Origin of the sequence: Pseudomonas sp. EpS/L25 (genome assembly GCF_001512295.1) — a bacterium.
GTDB lineage: Bacteria > Pseudomonadota > Gammaproteobacteria > Pseudomonadales > Pseudomonadaceae > Chryseomonas.
In genome coordinates this window covers 116709-133960 of sequence record NZ_LNUP01000016.1, presented here as the reverse complement: position 1 = coordinate 133960, position 17252 = coordinate 116709, and the positions used below count along the sequence as shown (strand labels likewise).

General features: G+C 62.9%; 14 protein-coding genes, 1 other RNA gene and 2 pseudogenes. 5 read left to right on the top strand and 12 right to left on the bottom strand.

All coding sequences use genetic code 11. The features are described 5' to 3' along the window. Positions 1 to 15 precede the first annotated feature (15 nt). From leuE to grpE, 6 genes and pseudogenes are all read right to left on the bottom strand, one after another. Positions 16 to 643, bottom strand: a pseudogene (leuE, locus tag AR540_RS21095) (leucine efflux protein LeuE). A 21-nt stretch (positions 644 to 664) separates the two neighbouring features. Beyond that, a complete protein-coding gene (carA, locus tag AR540_RS21090) occupies positions 665 to 1801 on the bottom strand; it encodes a glutamine-hydrolyzing carbamoyl-phosphate synthase small subunit (RefSeq protein ID WP_059231817.1) in 1137 nt (378 codons plus the stop codon). A 176-nt stretch (positions 1802 to 1977) separates the two neighbouring features. Next, entirely contained in the window at positions 1978 to 2784 is an 807-nt protein-coding gene (gene dapB, locus AR540_RS21085; RefSeq protein ID WP_059231815.1) for a 4-hydroxy-tetrahydrodipicolinate reductase, read from the bottom strand. A gap of 53 nt (positions 2785 to 2837) precedes the next feature. Next, positions 2838 to 3971 carry a molecular chaperone DnaJ gene (gene dnaJ / locus AR540_RS21080; RefSeq protein ID WP_058764348.1) on the bottom strand — a complete coding sequence of 378 codons (1134 nt, stop codon included), beginning with the start codon at positions 3969 to 3971 and terminating at the stop codon, positions 2838 to 2840. A gap of 112 nt (positions 3972 to 4083) precedes the next feature. Continuing rightward, a complete protein-coding gene (gene dnaK, locus AR540_RS21075) occupies positions 4084 to 6009 on the bottom strand; it encodes a molecular chaperone DnaK (protein ID WP_059231813.1) in 1926 nt (641 codons plus the stop codon). Between the two features lie 93 nt (positions 6010 to 6102). Further along, entirely contained in the window at positions 6103 to 6669 is a 567-nt protein-coding gene (grpE, locus tag AR540_RS21070; protein ID WP_059231811.1) for a nucleotide exchange factor GrpE, read from the bottom strand. A gap of 165 nt (positions 6670 to 6834) precedes the next feature. Between grpE and recN the strand changes: the two genes are divergently transcribed. Next, entirely contained in the window at positions 6835 to 8502 is a 1668-nt protein-coding gene (recN, locus tag AR540_RS21065) for a DNA repair protein RecN (RefSeq protein ID WP_059231810.1), read from the top strand. A gap of 62 nt (positions 8503 to 8564) precedes the next feature. On the opposite strand, the gene fur is transcribed toward recN, so the two are convergent. Continuing rightward, positions 8565 to 8969 carry a ferric iron uptake transcriptional regulator gene (gene fur / locus AR540_RS21060; RefSeq protein ID WP_007162667.1) on the bottom strand — a complete coding sequence of 135 codons (405 nt, stop codon included), beginning with the start codon at positions 8967 to 8969 and terminating at the stop codon, positions 8565 to 8567. Positions 8970 to 9063: 94 nt separating this feature from the next. Here fur and AR540_RS21055 point away from each other — a divergent pair, with 94 nt between their 5' ends. After that, on the top strand, positions 9064 to 9603 hold the full coding sequence (locus tag AR540_RS21055; RefSeq protein ID WP_059231807.1) for an outer membrane protein assembly factor BamE: 540 nt from the start codon (positions 9064 to 9066) through the stop codon (positions 9601 to 9603). Positions 9604 to 9611: 8 nt separating this feature from the next. Here AR540_RS21055 and AR540_RS21050 read toward each other — a convergent pair whose 3' ends face one another. Continuing rightward, positions 9612 to 9917, bottom strand: a complete 306-nt coding sequence (locus tag AR540_RS21050; protein WP_059231805.1) for an RnfH family protein — start codon at positions 9915 to 9917, stop codon at positions 9612 to 9614. After that, the gene (locus AR540_RS21045; protein ID WP_059231803.1) at positions 9910 to 10344 is read right to left on the bottom strand and encodes a type II toxin-antitoxin system RatA family toxin; all 435 of its coding nucleotides are present in this window, start codon (positions 10342 to 10344) and stop codon (positions 9910 to 9912) included. The genes AR540_RS21050 and AR540_RS21045 overlap by 8 nt, the downstream gene beginning before the upstream one ends. Before the next feature lie 172 nt (positions 10345 to 10516). Between AR540_RS21045 and smpB the strand changes: the two genes are divergently transcribed. Further along, the gene (smpB, locus tag AR540_RS21040) at positions 10517 to 10993 is read left to right on the top strand and encodes an SsrA-binding protein SmpB (RefSeq protein ID WP_007162671.1); all 477 of its coding nucleotides are present in this window, start codon (positions 10517 to 10519) and stop codon (positions 10991 to 10993) included. Positions 10994 to 11075: 82 nt separating this feature from the next. Further along, positions 11076 to 11428, top strand: a transfer-messenger RNA (tmRNA) gene (gene ssrA, locus AR540_RS21035). A 45-nt stretch (positions 11429 to 11473) separates the two neighbouring features. On the opposite strand, the gene ssb is transcribed toward ssrA, so the two are convergent. Both ssb and AR540_RS21025 read right to left on the bottom strand, forming a co-directional pair. Continuing rightward, positions 11474 to 12025 carry a single-stranded DNA-binding protein gene (gene ssb / locus AR540_RS21030; RefSeq protein WP_059231800.1) on the bottom strand — a complete coding sequence of 184 codons (552 nt, stop codon included), beginning with the start codon at positions 12023 to 12025 and terminating at the stop codon, positions 11474 to 11476. Positions 12026 to 12050: 25 nt separating this feature from the next. Continuing rightward, positions 12051 to 13439, bottom strand: coding sequence for an MFS transporter (locus AR540_RS21025; protein ID WP_059231798.1), 1389 nt, complete (start codon positions 13437 to 13439; stop codon positions 12051 to 12053). A 269-nt stretch (positions 13440 to 13708) separates the two neighbouring features. Here AR540_RS21025 and uvrA point away from each other — a divergent pair, with 269 nt between their 5' ends. Next, complete coding sequence (uvrA, locus tag AR540_RS21020; RefSeq protein WP_059231796.1) at positions 13709 to 16543, top strand: excinuclease ABC subunit UvrA; 2835 nt, start codon at positions 13709 to 13711, stop codon at positions 16541 to 16543. Positions 16544 to 16990: 447 nt separating this feature from the next. On the opposite strand, the pseudogene AR540_RS25045 reads toward uvrA, so the two are convergent. After that, a pseudogene (locus AR540_RS25045) lies at positions 16991 to 17149 on the bottom strand (pyridoxal-phosphate dependent enzyme); the annotation flags it as partial. Positions 17150 to 17252: the final 103 nt, after the last annotated feature.

The following is a 17252-nucleotide window of genomic DNA, read 5'->3' as shown; positions in this document are numbered from 1 at the left end:
CTCGAATGCAGGTAATCAGGTCAGGGTCGCGGTGGCCAACTTCACACCGAACCCCACGAACAGGGCGCCGACGCCGCTGACGGAACCAGGCCGCCAGGCGAACGCCACAGAAAATCAGGAACGACAGGTAGCAGAAGCTGATGGCTTCCAGTACCGCGCCCAGCACCAGGAAGGACAGCGCCGGATGGGCGTAACCGGGGTCCACGAACTGGATGAAGAAGGAGACGAAGAACAGGATCGCCTTCGGGTTCGACAGACTCAGCAGCAGCGCCTTGCGGAACGGCTGCTGGACGTCTTCGCGCAGGGTTGCCTCGGCCTGGCCCTGGGCCGGACTGCGCCAGGACTTGAGTCCACCACGCAGCATGCCCCAGCCGAGGTAGAACAGATAGGCCGCGCCCAGGTACTTGAGGATCTGGAAGAACAGCGGCTCGGCCTTGAGCAGCGAGGCGACGCCCAAGGCCGAGAGCAGCATCAGTACGGCGTCACCGAGGAACACGGCCGAGGCCGCCTGGTAGCCGCTGCGAATGCCGCGCTGGGCACTGGTGGCGAGCACGAAGAAGGAATTGGGGCCAGGCAACAGGATGACGAACAGGGTCCCGACCACGTAGGTCCAGAAGTCGATGACGCCCAGATTCGCCAGCATGAGCTCTACCCTCCTCCCGTCTTAGCGGCGTGCCGCCATGGCCTGGATGAACTTGTCGAACAGCGGCGCTACGTCGTGCGGGCCGGGGCTCGCCTCGGGGTGCCCCTGGAAGCTGAAGGCGACCTTGTCGGTGCGCTCGATGCCCTGCAGGGTGCCGTCGAACAACGACTTGTGGGTGGCACGCACGTTGGCCGGCAGGCTGGCCTCGTCCACGGCGAAACCGTGGTTCTGGCTGGTGATCATCACCACGCCGCTGTCCAGATCCTGCACCGGATGGTTGGCGCCGTGGTGACCGTTAGGCATCTTCACCGTCCTGGCGCCGGAGGCCAGGGCCAGCAACTGGTGCCCCAGGCAGATGCCGAAGACCGGAATTTCGGTTTCCAGTACATCCTGGATGGCCTTGATGGCGTAGTCGCAAGGCTCGGGATCGCCCGGGCCGTTGGCCAGGAAGATGCCGTCGGGCTGCAGTGCCAAGGCTTCGCTGGCCGGGGTCTGGGCCGGCAGCACGGTGATGCGGCAGCCACGGGCCACCAGCATGCGCAGGATGTTCAGCTTGACGCCGTAGTCGAAGGCCACCACGTGGTAGGGCAACTGCTCGGCCGGAATCTCGGCGTGGCTGTCGGTCTCCAGCGACCAGACGCTGGAGCGCCACTCGTAGCGCTCCTTGACGCTGACTTCCTTGGCCAGGTCCATGCCCTTGAGGCCGGGGAAGGCACGAGCCAGTTCCAGGGCGCGCTCTTCGGTGGCGTCTGCGCCAGTGAGGATGCAGCCATCCTGAGCGCCCTTCTCGCGGAGGATGCGGGTCAGGCGACGGGTGTCGATGCCAGCGATGGCGATGGTGCCGTTTTCCTCGAGGTACTCCGGCAGCGATTGCTTGTTGCGCCAGTTGCTGGCCAACAGCGGCAGGTCACGGATGATCAGCCCGGCGGCCCATACCTGGGCGGCCTCGCCATCCTGCGGCGTGGTACCGGTATTGCCAATATGCGGATAGGTCAGGGTGACGATCTGCTTCGCATAGGAAGGATCGGTCAGGATTTCCTGGTAGCCGGTCATGGCGGTGTTGAACACCACTTCGCCGGCCGTGTGGCCGTCGGCACCGATGGATTCACCGCGAAAGATGCTGCCATCGGCAAGTGCGAGTATGGCTGGCTTAGTCAAGAAGACCTCCGAAAATCAAGCCTTGGCGGGCAAACGCAGGGTGCAAAAAAACGGGATGACATCTCGAAGAGTCATCCCGTTTTAATGTTGTGATTTCATTCTGCGCTAGCTTTTAGTGGATACACTAAAGCTGCATTGTACACGAATTGAGCGCTGCTGGCACCCTCGCGCGCGCATCAGCGCAACTCCAGTACGTCCTGCATGTCATATAGCGCCGGCTGTTTATCCTTCAACCACAGCGCCGCGCGCACCGCGCCCTTGGCAAAAGTCATGCGACTGGACGCCTTGTGGGTGATCTCCACGCGCTCGCCTTCGCTGGCGAACAACACCGTGTGGTCGCCCACCACGTCACCAGCACGTACGGTAGCGAAGCCAATGGTCTGACGATCACGGGCACCGGTCTGGCCTTCGCGACCGTAGACGGCGACCTCTTCCAGATCACGACCCAGCGCCTGGGCGACGACCTCACCCATGCGCAGTGCGGTACCGGAGGGGGCGTCCACCTTATGTCTGTGGTGCGCCTCGATGATCTCGATGTCGACCTCGTCGCCCAGCACGCGGGCAGCTGTGTCCAGCAGCTTGAGGCAAAGATTGACGCCGACGCTGAAGTTGGCAGCGAAGACGATGGGGATTTCCCTGCTCGCCTCCAGCAGGGTCAGCTTCTGCTCGGCGGTGAAACCGGTGGTACCGATCACCATGGCCTTGCCGGCTCTGCGGCACAGCGCCAGATTCTGCAGGGTGACGCTGGGATGGGTAAAGTCGATGAGGACATCGAAATCGTCCAGCACCCGACTCAACTCCCCCGAGAGCATCACGCCATTACGCCCGATACCGGCGAGCTCACCCGCATCGGCCCCGACCAGGCTGCTCTCCGGCCGATCCACCGCGGCGGTCAGGCCGGCTGCACCCTGGGTCTGCTGGACCGCCTCGATCAGGATCTTGCCCATGCGCCCCGCGGCGCCCATTACAGCTATACGTCGCATCATCAGCTCCAGGCTGCTAGCCAGGCGCCGCCTCGCGACGACGCCCGGCTGGTTTAGAGGTCGTCGAAGAAGCGCTTCATGCCGTCGAACCAGCCGCTGGCCCGGGGCGAATGGGAGCTGTCGCTCTGCAGGGTGTTGCGGAATTCCTCGAGCAGCTCGCGCTGGCGCCGGCTCAGGTTGACCGGGGTCTCCACCACCACCTTGCACATCAGGTCACCAGCACCGCCGCCCCGCACGGGCGTCACACCCTTGCCGCGCAGGCGGAACATCTTGCCGGTCTGGGTGCCCTCGGGGATCTTCAGCTTGACGCGACCATCCAGGGTCGGCACTTCCAACTCCCCACCCAGGGCGGCATCGGTGAAGTTGATCGGCACCTCGCAATAGAGGTGCTTGCCGTCGCGCTGGAAGATTGAGTGTTCGCGCACGTTGACCACGACGTACAGGTCACCGCTGGGCCCGCCCAGGGTGCCGGCTTCGCCCTCGCCGCTCAGGCGGATGCGGTCACCGGTGTCGACGCCCGCCGGTACCTTCACCGACAGGGTCTTCTGCTCCTCCACGCGACCCTGGCCATGGCAGGCCGTGCAGGGCTCGGGAATGATCTTGCCGCTGCCATGGCAGCGCGGGCAGGTCTGCTGCACCGAGAAGAAGCCTTGCTGCATGCGTACCTGGCCGATGCCACCGCAAGTGGGGCAGGTGGAGGCCGAGGTGCCCGGCTTGGCGCCGTTGCCGTCGCAGACCTTGCACTCGACCAGGGTCGGCACGCGAATGGTGACCGTGGTCCCACGTACCGCCTCTTCCAGGTCCAGATCCAGGGTGTAGCGCAGGTCGGCGCCGCGCTGCGGACCGCCTCGGCCACCGGCACCACCGCGCCCGCCGAAGAAGTCGCTGAAGACGTCGCCGAAGATGTCGGAGAAGCTCGCGCCACCGGCCGCGCCACCGAAACCGCCGCCACCCATGCTCGGATCGACGCCAGCATGGCCGTACTGGTCGTAGGCCGAGCGCTTGCCCGCATCGGACAGCACTTCGTAGGCCTCGGCGGCCTCCTTGAACTGCTCTTCGGCAGCCGCATCACCCGGATTGCGATCCGGATGGTACTTCATCGCCAGGCGTCGGTAGGCCTTCTTGAGCTCGGCTTCACTGGCGCCGCGCTCGACCCCGAGCACCTCATAGTAATCACGTTTGGCCATAGACTTTTTGCACCTTAAATTTTCTCACCCTCCAGACACGCCAACGCGGGAGCAGGCTCCCGCGCGGCGGATCCGACGGGCCGAAGCCCGCCAGGTGCGGTAAGCACGGGGCTTACTTGTTGTCCTTCACTTCCTCGAACTCGGCATCGACCACGTCGTCGCCGGGTTTCTTGGCATCGCCGTCCGCCTTGGCCGAAGCGCCTTCGGCACCGGCAGCGCCCTGCTCGGAGTAGAGCTTCTGGGCCAGCGGCGCGGAAGCCTGGGACAAGGCGTTCATCTTGGCTTCGATGGCGTCCTTGTCATCGCCGCGAACGGCTGTTTCCAGTTCGCCGATGGCCTTCTCGATGGTGCTCTTCTCTTCGGCCGTGGCCTTGTCGCCCGCTTCGGTCAGCATCTTGCGGGTACCGTGCACCAGGGCATCACCCTGGTTGCGGGCCGCCGCCAGCTCTTCGAACTTGCGATCCTCGTCGGCATTGGCCTCGGCGTCACGCACCATCTGCTGAATCTCTTCCTCGGACAGACCGGAGGACGCCTTGATGACGATGGACTGCTGCTTGCCGGTGGCCTTGTCCTTGGCGGACACGTTGAGGATACCGTTGGCATCGATGTCGAAGGTCACCTCGATCTGCGGTACTCCACGCGGCGCCGGCGGGATCTCGGCCAAGTCGAACTTGCCCAGCGACTTGTTCTGCGCGGCCTGCTTGCGCTCACCCTGCAGCACATGGATGGTCACGGCGCCCTGGTTGTCGTCGGCAGTGGAGAACACCTGCGACTTCTTGGTCGGGATGGTGGTATTCTTCTCGATCAGCGCGGTCATCACGCCACCCATGGTCTCGATACCCAGGGTCAGCGGGGTGACATCCAGCAGCAGGACGTCCTTGACGTCACCGGCCAGCACGGCGCCCTGGATGGCGGCACCGATGGCGACGGCTTCGTCCGGGTTGACGTCCTTGCGCGCTTCCTTGCCGAAGAAATCGGCCACACGCTTCTGCACCAGCGGCATGCGGGTCTGACCGCCCACCAGGATGACTTCGTGGATGTCGGAGACGTCCAGACCGGAGTCCTTCAACGCAGTACGGCACGGCTCGATGGTACGCTCGACCAGCTCTTCCACCAGCGACTCCAGCTTGGCGCGGGAGACCTTGACGTTCAGGTGCTTGGGACCGCTGGCATCGGCAGTGATGTACGGCAGGTTGACGTCGGTCTGGGTAGCCGAGGACAACTCGATCTTGGCCTTCTCGGCAGCTTCCTTCAGGCGCTGCATGGCCAGCGGGTCACCCTTGAGGTTCATGCCGCTTTCTTTCTTGAATTCGTCGACGAGGTAGTCGATCAGGCGGATGTCGAAGTCTTCACCACCCAGGAAGGTGTCGCCATTGGTGGCCAGCACCTCGAACTGATGCTCACCATCGACCTCGGCGATCTCGATGACCGAGACGTCGAAGGTACCGCCGCCCAGGTCATAGACGATCACGGTGTGGTCGCCCTTGGCCTTGTCCAGGCCATAGGCCAGGGCCGCGGCGGTCGGCTCGTTGATGATGCGCTTGACGTCCAGACCGGCGATGCGGCCGGCGTCCTTGGTAGCCTGACGCTGGCTGTCGTTGAAGTAGGCCGGCACGGTGATGACCGCTTCGGTCACGGGCTCGCCCAGGTAGTCCTCGGCGGTCTTCTTCATCTTCTTCAGGACTTCAGCGGAGACCTGCGGCGGCGCCATCTTCTGGCCCTTGGCCTCGACCCAGGCGTCACCGTTGTCCGCCTTGACGATCTTGTAGGGGACCATCTGGATGTCTTTCTGCACGACGTTTTCTTCGTAACGCCGGCCGATCAGTCGCTTGACCGCATAGAGGGTGTTCTGCGGATTGGTCACCGCCTGGCGCTTGGCCGGCTGGCCGACCAGGGTCTCGCCATCGTTGGTGTAGGCGATGATGGACGGCGTGGTACGAGTGCCTTCGGCGTTTTCCAGTACTTTGACATTGCCGTTTTCGAGGATCGCGACACAGGAGTTGGTGGTCCCCAGGTCGATACCGATGATCTTGCCCATGTAATCTTCTCCAGAAATCTCAGATTCCGCGCGGCCCACTCAGGGGGCCTTTGATGTTCGCTTGCCTACCAGATGGGGCCGAGCGAAAGAATTTCAAGCCTTTTCGTCGATGCTCGGCTGCTGTGCCGCGGGCGCCTTGCTCACCACCACCATCGCCGGCCGCAGCAGGCGGCCATTGAGCAGATAGCCTTTCTGAAACACCTTGAGCACGCTGCCCGGCTCGGCGGTGGCGCTCTCCTCCATGGCCATGGCCTGATGGTGTTCGGGATTGAAAGGGGCGCCATGGGGATCGACGGCCTCGACCTGATAGCGCTTGAGGGTGTCCTGCAGCATCTTCAAGGTCAGCTCCATGCCTTCGCGCATGGGCTTCAAGGTTTCGTCGGCAGCGTTGGACAGCTCCAGGCCACGCTCCAGGCTATCCAGCACCGGCAGTAGATCGCCCGCGAATTTCTCCAGGGCGAACTTGTGCGCCTTCTCGACATCCTGCTCGGCGCGACGACGCACGTTCTGCAGTTCGGCGACGCTGCGCAGCGATTGATCCTGGGCGGCAGCGAGCTGCTCTTCGAGCGTGGCGACCCGTGCGGTGAGATCCTCGTGCTGGACGTCGCCCTGGGCCGCGGCCTCGTGCTCGGGAGTCGGGGAGTTCTGTTCGTCGGCCATGGAGTCCTCCTGTGATAATGCCGGTGGGCGCGTCCCCTGATGGACGACGCCTTGATCGATGGCGCCTATATGGGGCCGCCGACCGGCGCTTCAAGAGCTGTATGGATTGCCAGTACCGAAGAGGCACTGTATAAACAACCAGAAATCGCTTTCGGAGATCGTCGCATGTTGGTGCACCTGTCCGTCCGCAACTACGCCATCGTTGAACACCTCGACCTCGACCTCGAGCGCGGCATGACCGTGATCACCGGCGAAACCGGCGCCGGCAAATCCATCATGCTCGACGCCCTCGGCCTAACCCTGGGCGACCGCGCCGACAGCGATGCCGTGCGCCCTGGCGCCGACAAAGCCGATGTCCTGGCCAGCTTCGACATCACCGATATCCCAGAGGCCCGCCAGTGGCTGGCCGAGCGCGACCTGGAACAGGATGGTCCCTGCCTGCTGCGCCGCGTCATCACCCGTGAAGGCCGTTCGCGTGGCTACATCAATGGCTCGCCCTGTCCGCTGGCGGATCTCAAGACCCTCGGCGGCCTGCTGATCGACATCCACAGCCAGCACGAACACCAATCCTTGCTCGGCCTCGATACGCACCGGCGCCTACTGGACGAATACGCCGGTGCGGGCGAACTGGTACGCCAGGTGCAGCTCGCGGCTCAGCGCTGGCGCCAGGTACGCCAGACCCTGGAGCGCCTGACCCGTAACGGCGACGAGCAACGCGCTCGTCATCAGTTGCTCAGCTATCAGCTCGAAGAGCTCGACAATCTCGCCCTGGCCGAGGGTGAGCTGCAGGCACTGGAGCAGGAGCAGAGCGATCTGGCGAGCGCCGAGCACATCCTGCTGGCGTGCCGCCAGGCCATGGACCTCTGTACCGAGAACGAGCAGGGCAATGCGCTCTCCGCCCTCAACGCCAGCGTGGCCCGACTGACCGCCTTCGATCGACCGCCAGCGCAGATCGAGGAGGCCAGCAACCTGCTCGCCTCGGCCCAGATCCAGATCGAGGAGGCGATGAACGAACTCAATCGCTTCGTCGATCATTTCGAGGCCGACCCGGAGCGCCAGCAAGCCGTGCAGGAACGCCTCGACAGCGTCTACAGCCTCGCCCGCAAGCATCGGGTCCAGCCCGAGGGACTGCTTGAGCTGCACGAGCAGTTGCGTAATGAATTGCAGTCCCTGGATGCCGACGACGTCGCCCTGGAGCGCCTGCAGGAAGAGTTGGCCGCTTTCGAGCGCCACTACCAGGAGAAGGCCGGCGAACTGAGCCGCCTACGCGAGCAGCGCGCCCCGGAACTCGCCGCCGCGGTGGAAACCGAAATGCAGCGTCTGGGCATGCCGGGTGGCCGCTTCAGCATTACCCTGACCCCCGGTGCCAGCGGTGAGCCCCAGCCGCTGGGCAACGAAGGCATCGAGTTTCGTGTCAGCGCCAACCCTGGCCAGCCGTTACGCCCGCTGGCCAAGGTGACATCCGGCGGAGAGCTGTCGCGTATCAGCCTGGCGATACAGGTCATCACGGCCCAGACCTCGCGCACCCCGACCCTGGTGTTCGACGAGGTGGACGTCGGCATTGGCGGCCCGACTGCCGAGGTGGTCGGCCAGCTGCTGCGGCAACTGGGCGAGCGCGGCCAGGTATTGACCGTCACCCACCTGCCCCAGGTCGCCGCCCAAGGACACCAGCATCTCTTCGTGCACAAGGAGCGCGGCACCGACGAGACCCGCACTGCGGTCGCCAAGCTGGATCGCGCACGCCGCGTGGAAGAAGTGGCGCGCATGCTGGGCGGTGTCGACCTCACCCGAGAATCCCTCGCCCATGCGCGCAAGCTGGTGGTCAGCCGCTAGTCATGGCAACGACCGGACATGAAAAAGGCGACCCGCGGGTCGCCTTTTTCATGAGTGGCTCATCATTTGCGCTGGCGGATGTACAGCACCAGGTTGTGATCGACCAGCTCGAAACCATGCTCTTCAACGATCTCGCGTTGGCGCTTTTCAATGGACGCATCGGTGAACTCGATGACCTCGCCGGTATCCACATCCACCATATGATCGTGGTGGCCGGTGTCGGCCAGCTCGAACACAGCGTGGCCGCCATCGAAATTGTGGCGCACCACAAGACCAGCGGCCTCGAACTGGGTGAGGACCCGATAGACTGTCGCCAGACCCACGTCCTCGCCGGCCTCCATCAGCGCCTTGTAAACGTCTTCGGCGCTCATGTGGCGCTGCTCTGTAGTGTCCAGCATCTGCAATATCTTGACGCGCGGCAGGGTCACTTTCAGACCCGCTTTGCGGAGTTCGTTGTTCTCTACCATGCTCTTTCTCGGTGCCGAGTGCTTTCGCAGCTCTCGGGAATACGGGTATGATCGGTGCCTCGTTGCCCAGCAAGATAGTGGAAGTCTCCCACCGATGCAAAACCTCAAGCAAACGCTGACCGGGCTCTCTCTGCTGAGCCTAGCCATGCTCGCCGGCTGCTCTCTGCCGGGGGTTTACAAGATCGACATCCAGCAGGGCAACGTCGTCACCCAGGACATGATAGACCAGTTGCGTCCTGGAATGACCCGACAGCAAGTCCGGTTTATCATGGGCACGCCGCTGATTCAGGATACCTTCCATCCTAATCGCTGGGATTACCTCTACAGCCTGCAGGCCGCCGGTGGTCAGCGGAAGCAGGAGCGGGTCAGCCTGGTGTTCAATGGCAACAATCAGCTGAGTGGACTGTCCGGCGACTTCATGCCCGGCACCAGTCGTGAACAGCAGATCATGGGTACCGATAGCGGCACCAGCGTGGACTCCACCGCACCTGCCCAACCCACCACGACGCCTGCGGCAGCCCCGGAGACGCCGGCCGCTCCCGGCTCGACCGAAGACACCATCCAGAAAGAGATCGACAGCGCCCGCCCAGCTGCCGTACCGACCCCCGAGCGCATCCGTACCGACGGCCAATAAGCAGTCGGTCAGCGGCTGGTTTTGAGCCTGGCCTGTTCGGCGCGCCGCTTGCGACTCTCCTTCGGGTCCGCGAGCAGCGGCCGATAGATCTCCACCCGATCCCCTGCCCTCAGCACGCGCTCGGACGGCCGAGTCAGCAGCTTGCCGAAGATGCCGACCTTAACGTGCTCTCGCTGCAAGGGCGGCAATTGATCGAGCAGTCCTGATGCGAGTACCGCCTGTTCGGCGGTGACGCCCTCCTCCAGTTGCAGAGTCAACAACCACTGTCGCTCCGGCAGGGCCAGAGCCACTTCGATGACAAGGCACTCAGCCATAGAGGGCCCGCGCGCGCTGGCAGAAGGCATCCACCATCGTATTGGCCGCCTGATTGAACAGTGGGCCGAGGGTCGCCCGGACGATGGCACTGTCGTACTCGAAGGAGAGATCCAGCGAAATCTTGCAGGCCTTGTCACCCAGTGCCTTGAACGTCCAGACGCCATGCAACTGCTTGAAGGGTCCCTTCTCCAGATCCATGGTGATGGATTCGTTGGGCACCAGAGTGTTGCGCGTCGTGAATTGCTGGCTGAGCCCCCCCTTGGCCACGGTGAGGCAGGCGCGCATCTGCCCTTCGTCCTGCTCCAGGATCTGCGCGGACGAGCACCACGGCAGGAATTCCGGATAACGGGCCACGTCGTTGACCAGTGCATAGAGCGCCGAAGCGGGATAGGGCAGCAACGCCGAACGTTGGATGTGCGTGCTCATCGGAACCTCGTAGAATAGCGAATTCGGTGTCGGACCTTGAATTTGAGGGCGGCGCACGCAATTTACTCCCGCACCAGCCTGCCGCGGCCCAGAACCGCGGTATTGTCCGTGTTTGCTCATACCCGCTCAAGCGCGTGGCGACATTTCCCCCGACTCGCTGTACCCTGGAACCATGGCCAAGCAAAAGAAAGTTTCCCCCGGCAGCATCGCGCAGAACAAAAAGGCGCTCCACGAATACTTCGTCGACACCCGTTTCGAAGCGGGTGTTTCCCTGGCAGGCTGGGAGGTGAAGAGCCTAAGAGCCGGCAAGGCGCAGTTGACCGACAGTTACGTGCTGCTCAAGGATGGTGAGGCTTGGCTGCTCGGTAGCCACATCACCCCGCTGCAAACTGCCAGTACCCACGTCATCGCAGATCCGACCCGCACCCGTAAGCTTCTGCTGAACAAGCGCGAGCTGGGCAAGCTGTTCGGCGCTGTGCAACAGAAAGGCTATGCGTGCGTTGCCTTGTCGCTCTACTGGAAGAAGCACCTGGTCAAGTGCGAGATCGCCCTGGCCAAGGGCAAGAAGGAATTCGACAAGCGCGCCACCGAGCGCGAGCGCGATTCCGACCGCGAGATCCAGCGCGCCATCCGCAAGGACGCCAAATAGCCAAGCGGCCGAAAAAACGTTTCGTCGACAATGACTTGCGTAGGACGGCCAGAGTTTCTATAGTGAACGACCAGCAAGTTTTGGGGGCGATTAGGATTCGACGCCGGTAACGAAACTTGAGGGGCATGCCGAGCTGGTAGCAGAACTCGTAAATTCGCTGCTGCAAACTTATAGTTGCCAACGACGACAACTACGCTCTAGCTGCTTAATGCGGCTAGCAGTCGCTAGGGGATGCCTGTAAACCCGAAACGACTGTCAGATAGAACAGGATCGCCGCCAAGTTCGCTGTAGACGTAACGGCTAAAACTTATACAGCTCGCCCAAAGCACCCTGCCCGTCGGGCCGCAATGGGTTAACTCAGTAGACAGGGCTAAGCATGTAGAACCGATAGCGGAGAGCTGGCGGACGGGGGTTCAAATCCCCCCGCCTCCACCAAAAAGAAAGGGCAGCCATTGGCTGCCCTTTTTCTTTGCCCGTCGTTTAGAAGGGAATGTCGTCGTCGAAGCTGTCGTAGTCCTGCTGAGCGGGTTGTTGCTGCGGACGGGACTGCGGTTGCTGCTGCGGACGATTGTCGTATTGCTGGCCGCCACCCTGGGGTGCTGCAGCCTGCTGCGGACGCGGTGCGCGTTGCTGCTGGGGCGCAGGTGCGCTCTGGTTGTACTCGTCGTTACCACCGGCATTGCCACCCCGACCACCCAGCAACTGCATGTTGCCGTTGATGTCGACCACGATTTCCGTGGTGTAGCGATCCTGACCGTCTTGGCCCTGCCACTTGCGGGTGCGCAACGAGCCCTCGACATAGACCTGGGAGCCCTTGCGGATGTACTCGCCAGCGATCTCGGCCAGGCGGCCGAAGAACACCACGCGGTGCCATTCGGTACGGTCTTGCTGCTGGCCGGTCTGCTTGTCCTTCCAGCTCTCGCTGGTGGCCAGGGTGACGTTGGTCACCGCGTTGCCGTTGGGCATGTAACGGGTTTCGGGATCGGCGCCGGCATTGCCGACGAGAATGACTTTATTGACGCCACGGGCCATATGAATCTCCTGATGAGGCTGTCGATCAAGCGGCGACTGGCGTATGGCTTACCAGTCGCTCCAATTGCGCTCGATCAACGACTTTAGTGTCGATCTTGATGTAGACGGCTTGCTCTTCTGCCACCACCACCGCGTCGGTCACCCCGGCCAGGGCCAACAGGCGCCCGACCAATCCCTGGTCGTTGACTAGCTCAGGGGCGACGGACAAACGCAGGCTGGTGACATAGGGCGGTTCACGCATCGTACCAGCAATCACCGCCCAACCCAGGCAAAGCGCAGCACAGCCCAGGAAGACGATGGACAGGCCACCATGCTGGAACAGCCAGCCACCGAGGATACCGCCGAGCGCCGAGCCAAGAAACTGGCTGGTGGAATAGATCCCCATGGCCGTACCCTTGCCCCCCGCCGGCGCCACCTTGCTTACGAGCGAAGGCAGCGAGGCCTCCAGCAGGTTGAAGGCGGTGAAGAACACCACGATGCCGATGACCAGGGCCACAAGACTGTTGCTGAAGAAAAAGAAGTACAGCTCGCACAGCACCAGCACACTGATGGCCCCCACCAGCACGCGCTTCATACGCCGCTTCTTTTCACCATAGATGATGAAAGGAACCATCGCGAAGAAGCCGACCACCAGTGCCGTCAGGTAAACCCACCAGTGCTCCTCCTTCGGCAGACCGGCATGTTCGGCAAGGGCCAGCGGCAAGACGACAAAACTGGCCATCAGCACGGCATGGAGCGTGAGGATGCCGAAGTCCAGGCGCAGCAGATCGCGGTTGCGCAGGGTAGTCCCCAGCGCCTGGCGGGCCAGATTGGATTCACGGTGAGCGAAAGGCGACGCGTTCCTGGGGACCACCAACAGTACGATGAGCAGGCCGACCAGCGCCAGCCCACAAGTCGCCCAGAACAGCCCCGACAGACCATAGGCACGCGTGAGCAGCGGCCCGGCGACCATGGCTACGGCGAAGGACACGCCGATGCTCATGCCGATGGTGGCCATGGCCTTGGTGCGGTGCTGCTCCCGGGTCAGATCCGACAGCAACGCCATGATGGCGGCCGAAATGGCACCACCACCCTGTACGATGCGACCAGCGATCACGCCCCAGATGGAATGGGCGTTGGCGGCAATGGCGGCGCCCAGGGCGAACACCAGCAGCCCCCCGATGATGATGGGGCGCCGGCCGATACGATCCGATAAGGTCCCCAGGGGAATTTGCAGGACCGCTTGGGTCAAACCATAGGCACCTATGGCGAGGCCGATGAGTGCCGGAGTGGCATCCGCCAGCTCCTGACCATAGGTTGCCAGGACCGGGAGCACCATGAACATACCGAGCATACGAAAGGCGAAGACCAGGGCCAGCCCCAGGGCAGCACGGCGTTCGACGCCGCTCATGGCTTCGCTGCGCTTGTCGAGCATTGATAACCCTCTCGTCGGCGACAGACTTTTACGTCGCCACACAGCTTTAAAACAGTCGTGACAATGACCATTTAGGGAGGAAGCGGTGAAGATAGCCGAGCGCTCGTCCGAACGTTCCCGACCGCCAGCATCACGAACGCCCGATCACCGCTGTCGGGCCATTAATTTTACCAGCCTTGACTCCTCTCTCACAGGCGCGGCAGATAGCCGCAGCCCGGGACGAGATCTCTTTTCTATTGACGCGCCGCCAACACGAGGCAGAAGTTTACGTGGATAAGATCCTCATCCGTGGGGCCCGTACCCATAACCTGAAGAACATCGACCTGACCCTTCCCCGGGACAAGCTCATCGTCATCACCGGGCTGTCCGGCTCCGGCAAATCCTCCCTAGCCTTCGACACCCTTTATGCCGAAGGTCAGCGTCGCTACGTGGAATCCCTGTCGGCCTACGCTCGTCAGTTCCTGTCGATGATGGAAAAGCCCGATGTGGACACCATCGAAGGCCTGTCTCCGGCCATTTCCATCGAGCAGAAGTCCACCTCGCACAACCCACGCTCGACGGTCGGTACCATCACCGAGATCTACGACTACCTGCGTCTGCTCTATGCGCGGGTCGGTACGCCCCGCTGCCCCGAGCACGACGTCCCCCTCGAAGCCCAGACGGTCAGCCAGATGGTCGATCAGGTGCTGGCCATGCCGGAAGGCCAGCGCCTGATGCTGCTCGCCCCCATCGTGCGCGAGCGCAAGGGCGAGCATCTGTCGGTGTTCGAGGAGTTGCGGGCCCAGGGTTTCGTCCGCGTACGCGTAAATGGTCGCCTGCACGAAATGGATGAGCTACCCAAGCTCGACAAGCAGAAGAAGCACACCATCGAAGTGGTGGTGGATAGATTCAAGGTGCGCGAGGACCTCCAGCAGCGCCTGGCGGAATCCTTCGAGACGGCACTGAAGCTGGCCGACGACATCGCCATCATCGCCCCCATGGAGGGCGAGAGCGGCGAAGAGATCGTCTTCTCCGCGCGTTTCGCCTGCCCGATCTGTGGCTTCTCCATCGGCGAGCTGGAGCCCAAGCTGTTCTCCTTCAACAACCCAGCCGGCGCCTGCCCTACATGCGATGGCCTGGGCGTGAAGCAATTCTTCGACGCCCGGCGGGTGGTCAACGAAGAGCTCAGCCTCAGCGAGGGCGCCATCCGCGGCTGGGATCGGCGCAACGTCTATTACTTCCAGATGCTGGGCTCACTCGCGAGCCACTATGGCTTCAGCCTGGACGAGCCCTTCAAGAGCCTCGACGACAAGCATCGCAAGGCCGTGCTGAGTGGCTCGGGACGCGAGAGCGTCAACTTCCGCTACCTCAACGACCGGGGTGACATCGTCAAACGCGCCCACCCGTTCGAGGGCATCCTGCCCAACCTCGAGCGCCGCTACCGCGAGACCGAATCCCAGAGCGTGCGCGAAGAGCTCGCCAAGTACCTGAGCACCCAGCACTGCCCCGACTGCAATGGCACCCGCCTGCGTCGCGAGGCCCGCCATGTCTGGGTCGGTGACAAGACCCTGCCAGCGGTCACCCGGCTGCCAGTGGGTGATGCGACCCAATACTTCCAGGACCTCACTCTGAAGGGCCAGCGGCAACAGATCGCCGACAAGATCCTCAAGGAGATCCGTGAACGCCTGCAGTTCCTGGTCAACGTCGGCCTGGACTACCTGACCTTGGATCGCAGCGCCGATACACTCTCCGGCGGCGAGGCCCAGCGCATCCGCTTGGCCAGCCAGATAGGCGCGGGCCTGGTGGGCGTCATGTACATCCTCGACGAGCCTTCCATCGGCCTGCACCAGCGCGACAATGAGCGACTGCTGGGCACCCTGACTCACCTGCGCGACCTGGGCAATACCGTGATCGTCGTCGAGCACGATGAGGATGCCATCCGCCTGGCAGACTACGTCATCGACATCGGCCCCGGCGCGGGCGTGCATGGTGGCCAGATCATCGCGGAAGGCACCCCGGATCAGGTCATGAAGCATCCGGACTCGGTCACTGGCCAGTACCTGTCGGGTCGCAAAAAGATCGTGGTACCCGCCAAGCGCACTCCACGCGATAAGAAAAAGCTGCTCAAGCTGAAAGGTGCGCGCGGCAACAACCTGCAGAACGTGAACCTGGAGATTCCGGTGGGCTTGCTGACCTGCGTGACCGGCGTGTCCGGATCAGGCAAGTCGACACTGATCAACAACACCCTCTTCCCGCTTACCGCCACGGCCCTCAATGGCGCGACGACTCTGGAAGTCGCTGCCCATGACAGCTTCGACGGCATGCAACACCTGGACAAGGTCGTGGACATCGACCAGAGCCCTATCGGTCGCACACCACGCTCCAATCCGGCGACCTACACAGGCCTCTTCACCCCTATCCGCGAACTGTTCTCCGGCGTCCCGGAATCTCGTTCCCGCGGCTACACGCCAGGACGCTTCTCCTTCAACGTCAAAGGCGGTCGTTGCGAGGCCTGCCAGGGCGACGGGGTGATAAAGGTGGAGATGCACTTCCTGCCGGACGTCTATGTCGCCTGCGATGTGTGCAAGGGCAAGAGATACAACCGCGAGACCCTGGAGGTGAAGTACAAGGGCAAGACCATCACCGAGGTGCTGGACATGACCATCGAAGAGGCCCACGCCTTCTTCGAGTCCATCCCGGCACTGGCGCGCAAACTGCAGACGCTGATGGATGTCGGTCTCTCCTACATCCGCCTGGGCCAGAGCGCGACGACTCTTTCAGGGGGTGAGGCCCAGCGCGTGAAACTGGCACGGGAGCTGTCCAAGCGGGATACCGGCAAGACGCTCTACATCCTGGACGAGCCCACTACGGGCCTGCACTTTGCCGACATCCAGCAGTTGCTGGATGTACTGCATCGACTGCGAGATCACGGCAACACCGTCGTGGTGATCGAGCACAACCTGGATGTCATCAAGACCGCCGACTGGCTGGTGGACCTAGGCCCGGAGGGCGGCTCCAAGGGCGGCCAGATCATCGCTACGGGGACACCCGAAGAGGTAGCGGCCAACTCTAAGTCTTACACTGGCCACTTCCTCAAACCCTTGCTGGAACGTGACCGGGAGTAATCCCAAGCACTGACCTGAACGCAAAAGCCCGGCACATGCCGGGCTTTTTTGTAGGTCACACAATGACTCGGGGCCATTGGTAGCGGCTATTGCCCTATCGCGGCCTGTGGCCGCGATAGCCCGGCGCAGCCGGACTGCCTTCTCTTCGAGCTCCAGGCAGCCCTTGTCCAAACAGGCACCACTCAAGCCTCCGCCGCTCTTAGTCCCCTCTCCCACGGGAGAGAGCCAGGGTGAGGTCAACCCCAGGCACGCGGCTCACCTTCGCCCCCTGACGTGACTATCCGCCCAAGCGTCTTGGCGCTCGACTGAATTTTCCCCGCCCAAAGACAACACCCCCGCCAGAGTGAACTGAGCGGGGGTGCTGGGTATTAGGCGCTTGACGATGACCTACTCTCACATGGGGAAACCCCACACTACCATCGGCGATGCATCGTTTCACTTCTGAGCACGGATCTTGAAGGAGAACACCGGCTGCAGGTCTTCGCGCTTGAGCAGCACCTGGCAGCCCAGCCGCTCGGACAGCGCCCGCGCCGGTTGCAGGGGCGTTTCGATCGCCACGTCGTAGACGGGGGCGAGCAGGGTCTTCTTCACGTACTGTTCGAGCATCGACGGGGCGATCCGGTGGGTGCGGCGGGGGCGAAAAGTCTACTACGGGCGTCCCCGGGTGGGTTAGCCGGGCCGTCCGAGCGGCTATAATCGGCGACCCTTC